Source organism: Methylobacterium tarhaniae, assembly GCF_001043955.1.
Classification (GTDB): Bacteria; Pseudomonadota; Alphaproteobacteria; order Rhizobiales; family Beijerinckiaceae; genus Methylobacterium; species Methylobacterium tarhaniae.
Genome location: NZ_LABZ01000374.1, coordinates 1 through 5,013, shown reverse-complemented (window position 1 = coordinate 5,013; position 5,013 = coordinate 1). Strand labels below are relative to the sequence as shown.

Genomic DNA, 5,013 nt, shown 5'->3' with positions numbered 1-5,013 from the left:
TTGACGCTCGTCCCAGTGGCGTCGCGCGCGACCGTCACCACCCCGTCGCCGTTCTCCGCCCGCACCAGCAGGCCGCGCGCGTCGTAGGCGAAACGCTCCTCCACCTCCGCGGGGCCGGTGCGCGGGTCGATCCCGGCCGCGTAGCCGCGCCGCGCGACCAGCAGGCCCGAGCGGTCGTAGGCGTAAGTCACGCGCGCGCCGTCGCCGTTCTCCTGCTCGACCACGCGGCCGGCCGCGTCGCGGGTGTAGCGCAGGGTGCGGCCGTCGAAGTCGGTCTCGGCCACCACGCGGCCGGCGCCGTCGCGGTCGTAGCGGTAGGTCCGGCCGTGGGCGTTGGTGACGGCGACGAGGAGCCCGCGCACGTCGTAGGCCAGGGTGAGGACGCCGCCGCCGGGATCGGTGACCGAGAGGAGTTCGTCGAACGGGCCATAGGCGTAGCGGGTGACGCGGCCCTCGCCGTCGACGACCTCGGCGACCTGGCCCTCGCCGTCGAAGCGGCGCCGGATCGTCACCCCGTCCGGGCGGATCACCGCCGAGGGCGTGTCGAGCGGAACGCCCTTGGCGTCGTCGTAGACGGTGCGGGTCTGCGCCCCGAGCGGGTCGGTGACGGCGGTCACCCGGCCGAACGGGTCGTCGCGCGACAGGCGCGTCACGCCGCCCTTCGGGTCGGTCACGGCGATCAGGCGGTGCTGCGCGTCGTAGTCGCGCCGCTCGACGGTGCCGTCGGGATGGTGGATCGCCGCGAGCCGGCCGGCCGGCGTCCAGTCGAAGCGGGTCTCGGCGCCGAGCGGGTCGCGCGCCGCGACCACGTTGCCGTGGCGGTCGCGCTCGTAGCGCCAGGCGCCGCCGCCCGTTTGCAGCACGAGGTCGAGCTGGCCCGGGCCGCTCCAGCGCAACCGCGTGCGCCGCCCCTCGGCATCGACGACCTCGGTGACGTTGCCGTCGGCGTCGTAGGCGAAGCGCGTGACGTGGCCGAGGGGGTCGATGCTGCGGGTGCGGTAGCCGTCCTCGTAGGCGTGCCGGGTCTCGGCGCCGAGGCCGTCGGTCTCGGCCAGCACGTTCTCGTCGGCGTCGTAGTCGGTGCGCTCGACCGCCTCGCCGCCGCCGGGCCGGTAGAGGGTGCGCCGGGCCTGCGCGTCGTACGCGAAGGTGTCGCCGTTCCACGGCCCGCTCGTGCCGGTGGCGACGACCCGGTCGTGCTCGTCGTAGGCGTAGGTGCACCAGGTGCGGCCGACGGCGTCCTGCCAGCGGACGAGCCGGCCGCGGGCATCGTAGGCGTAGGTGAGGCTGAAGGCGGTGGCGCAGTCGGCGCTCAGCATGTTGCCGGCGGCGTCGTAGGCGTAGTCCACCAGGCGGCGCTCGGCCCCGCCCATCGCCAGGGTCACCGAGCGGCGGCGCCCCTGCGCGTCGTTGGCGAAGACGAGCGCGTAGCCGTCGCTGTGCTCGGCGCGCAGGAGCAGGCCCTGGTCGTCGCGGACGAGGGCGATGCGGTTGCCGTGCGGGTCCTCGATCGCGGTCAGCCGGTAGACCCGGTCCTTGCCCTGCGCGAAGCAGCGGGTCAGGCGCCCGTCGGACAGGCGCAGCTGCTTGAGCCAGGGCGCCGTCAGGGCGAGGTGGCGGTAGCGGGCGTTGCGCGAGGGCTCGAACCCGAACGGCCGCGCGAACACGACGCGGCGGCCCTCCTCGTCGCGGTAGAGGAGCTTGTTGTCGGCCCGCACCTCCACGGTGACGTCGAGCAGCGAGGTGCGGTTGCGCCCGAGCGGGCCGTCGGTGCCGCGCTGGTGGCCGTAGCTGCGGCGCAGCTCGAGCGGGATGGTGCCGTCGAGGCGGACCTCCTCCCAGGTCTCGATATACTCGCCGCGGCTGACCACGACCGGCTCGCCGTTGGCCTTGGGGTCCTTCTTGTCGGCCTCGGTCTCGGCGTCGTCCTTCTCGCCCTTGGTGCGGTCGCCGTCGGCCCTGGCCTTGCGGGCCCGGGCCGCCTCGGCCTTGCTGATCGCCCCGCTCTTCTCGAGGGCGTCGATCTCCTCCGGCGTCGCCTTCTTCAGGAAATCGTCGAGGGCGCCGCCCTCGCGCATGCCCTTGACGACGTCGCCCCACTTCCCGCTGCTGCGGGCGGCGTCGAGGCTGGCCTCGGCGACCTTGCCGGCCTGCCCGAGCTCGCCCATCTTGCGCGCCGCGCCGCGCCGCGCCGCGCCGCGCCGCGCCGCGCCGGCGATCGTGCCGAGCTGGCCGGCGAGCTTGGCGCCCGCCGCCTCCGGCGCGCCGACCAGCGAGCCGATGCGGCCGGTGGCGGTGCCGATCGCCTCGCCGTACTCGCCCCGCTCCCATTGCTGCGCGATGTCCTGCCAGGCCAGGCTCGGATCGCGCGCGAGCACGTAGAAACCCACGCCGACATCGACGATGCGCTGTACGCCGCGGCCGTAATTGGGGAGGTAATCGGGAGCGGTGCCGCCGGTCGCCCACTCCCAGGCGCTGACGCCGATGCCGATCGGGTTCGAGTCGTAGAGCTGCTTGCCGATGAACTCGACGCCCTCGACCATTCCGCCGACGACCTCCGTCGTGACGCCCTTGGCGAAGCCCCAGACCTGGTGTCCGAGGCCGCCGGCGCCCGACGATCCCCCGGCCCCGGACGCTCCGCCAGCGTCGGTGCGGCCGGCCGTGCCGGAGCCTCCCCCGGAACCGGTGCCGGCGGACTCGCCGGGGGCGGACGTTCCGCCGCCCGCGGACCCGGGAGAGCCGGAACCGGACCCGTCCGGCGAGCCCGGGGACGCCGCGGGGCCCGGTCCCCGGTCCGGGCCGCCCGGCGCTCCCTCCGCCCCGCCGTCGCGTCCCTCGTAGCCCGGCGGCGGTTCGGTCGGCTCGTCGGTGCCGTCCCCTTCCGGCTCCTCGCCGTTCACGCCCCACGCCCGGCCGTCGCGCGGCTTGCCGACCGGGGCGATATGCGTGCGACCGCGGGCATTGCCGGCCCAGACGGTCTTGTGCGGCTTGCCGCCCTTGCGCCGACGGACCTTGCGGCGCTTCTTTTTCTTCGTCTTCGCCGTGACGATGATCTCGTCGAGGGCGATCTCCGGCTGTTCCGGCGTGCCGCCCCCGGGTTGGTTCACGCCGGCCATGGATCGCCCTCCGTCCCTCGAACCACGCTCAGGCCTCGTCCCAGACCGAGGGGATCTCGTGCTCCTCCACCTCGCGCCGCGGCTCCTGCGGACCGGGCGTCGGGTGGTTGAGCCAGGCCGGGTCGCGGTCGCGCACCACTGCGAAGCCTTCCGAGAACACCGACGAGGACGCGGTCTCGACATGCGAGTAGGCGAGGTAGCCCGGCACCTTCACGCCCTTGCCCGTCCCGGGCTCGTGCCCGGTGATGCGGGCCGAGCGGGTGTTGAGCTGGAAGTCGAGGCGCTTGTTGTTGCGCACGCTCGACGACAGCCGCTCCGCCGGCTCCAGGAACGCCACGCAGCTATAGGCCACCGGCACCATCGCCCCGCCCATCGGCGTCAGGCAGACGTCCGGGCCGGTGGTGATCAGCAGGTTGGTGGCGTTGCGCCGGCCCGAGACCTTGTCGCTCACGTCGTGGCTCCTCTCTCGTGGGTCGCGTCCCGGCCTTCCGCCGCAGTGCCTCCGGGCCGCGGCGCGAACCCGAAGGCGAGGCCGTCCGGCACCTGCGGGTCGAACGTGGCCCGCCAGGTCAGGAAGGCGCGATGCTCGGCCGGATCCGGGTCGGCGATGTCCAGGACCAGGGTGTCGAGCGCCATCGGCACGGGCCGGGCGACCCGGCCGGCGGCGCGCAGCTGCATCAGCACGCGGTCGCCCGGCAGGCGCAGCTCCGTCCTGCCGGCCGCGTGCAGGCCGTCCAGGATCACCGCCTCGTCGCCGCGCAGCAGGCCGGGATAGACGAGGTCCGGATGCGCGCTGTTGTGGTAGGCGAAGTCGTAGTCGGCCGGCCAGTTCGGCCAGACCTGCTCCAGCCAATGCGCGTCGTAGGTGCCCCCGAGCGGCCGGCGCGGCAGCCAGGCCGGCGGGATCGGCCCGAGCCCGGCCGGGGCATTGCGGACATGCGGCTCCCGGATCGGTGCGTCCGCCGCCTCGATCCGCGGCGCCGGCACGGGCGCCTCGATCGGCGTCAGTTCGGGATCGATCCAGCCGCAGCCGATCGGGTTGCGCTCGTCGGCCTCGAGGTAGAGCTCGCCCGAGCCCTCCTGTGGGCGCGCCAGCAGCCCGCCAGAGGCGAGCTCGTAGCGGATCGGCACCTCGCTCACCGGCTCCGGTTCGGTCAGGCGCCAGCCGCCGAACACCCGCCGCTTCTCGGCCCCGCTCATCGTGGCCCGCGCCCGCTCCGACACACCCCAGACCGGCTCCCACACCCGCGGGCCTGTCACCCGCAGGCGGCTTTCCAGCACGTGCTCGCCCTCGATCCGCACGCCGCAGGTCCAGGACGGCCGGGCGAGGCCGCCGGGCGCCCGCGCCACCGCGTTCAGGACGATGTCCGTGCGGGGCTTCCTCGGGACGAGGTCGGAGGGCAGCCACAGCGACGAGGTGTTGAGCGCCCCGTGGTAGGTGTCGGTCAGCACCAGCGGGGCCTGCTCGTCGGCGATCGCAAGGCCGCCGCCGGCCTCGATCCGGTAGGTGCCCTTGACCACGAGCACCCCGAACTCGGACCCGTCCTTGTCCAGCGCGCTGAACCGCAGGTTCGGGAACGGCGTGTAGTTGCGCATCTCCACGGCGCATCGCCTCAGTTGTTGTCGACGATCTCGGCGTTGATCTGCACGTGCTCGGAGCCGTCGACGTAGACGGTCACGCCCTTGAGCAGGATGGTGCCGTCCTTCTTCATCAGCAGCGAGGCCTGGCCGACCTGGACCAGCAGCTCCTCGCCGACCACGACCTTCTTGGCCTTGCCGACATTCTCGATCGCGGTCTGGCCGACATTGACCACCTTGGACTGCCCGACCTGCTCGGTGGCAGCGATCCCGGTGCTGTCGTGGCGCATGTTGGACACCATCGTGTTCATCACGCCGC

Annotated in this window: 3 protein-coding genes and 1 pseudogene; all 4 read right to left on the bottom strand. The window is 73.8% G+C overall.

From position 1 onward, the window contains the following. Positions 1-3,116: DUF6531 domain-containing protein (locus tag VQ03_RS30080; protein WP_048454606.1), on the bottom strand; the 3,116-nt coding region annotated here is incomplete at its 3' end. Between the two features lie 28 nt (positions 3,117-3,144). Continuing rightward, positions 3,145-3,567 carry a PAAR-like domain-containing protein gene (locus VQ03_RS31250; RefSeq protein WP_053078798.1) on the bottom strand — a complete coding sequence of 141 codons (423 nt, stop codon included), beginning with the start codon at positions 3,565-3,567 and terminating at the stop codon, positions 3,145-3,147. Further along, positions 3,564-4,712: a DUF2169 family type VI secretion system accessory protein gene (locus VQ03_RS30070; RefSeq protein WP_157064327.1), complete on the bottom strand. Its 1,149-nt coding sequence runs from the start codon at positions 4,710-4,712 to the stop codon at positions 3,564-3,566. Before VQ03_RS30070 ends, VQ03_RS31250 begins: the two co-directional genes overlap by 4 nt. Before the next feature lie 17 nt (positions 4,713-4,729). Then, positions 4,730-5,013 (bottom strand): annotated as a pseudogene (locus tag VQ03_RS30065) (type VI secretion system tip protein VgrG); the annotation flags it as partial.

Bases quoted from the DNA above. Each gene is read 5' to 3' on its own strand.
- VQ03_RS30070 (WP_157064327.1), bottom strand. From the start codon at position 4,712: ATGCGCAACTACACGCCGTTCCCGAACCTGCGGTTCAGCGCGCTGGAC.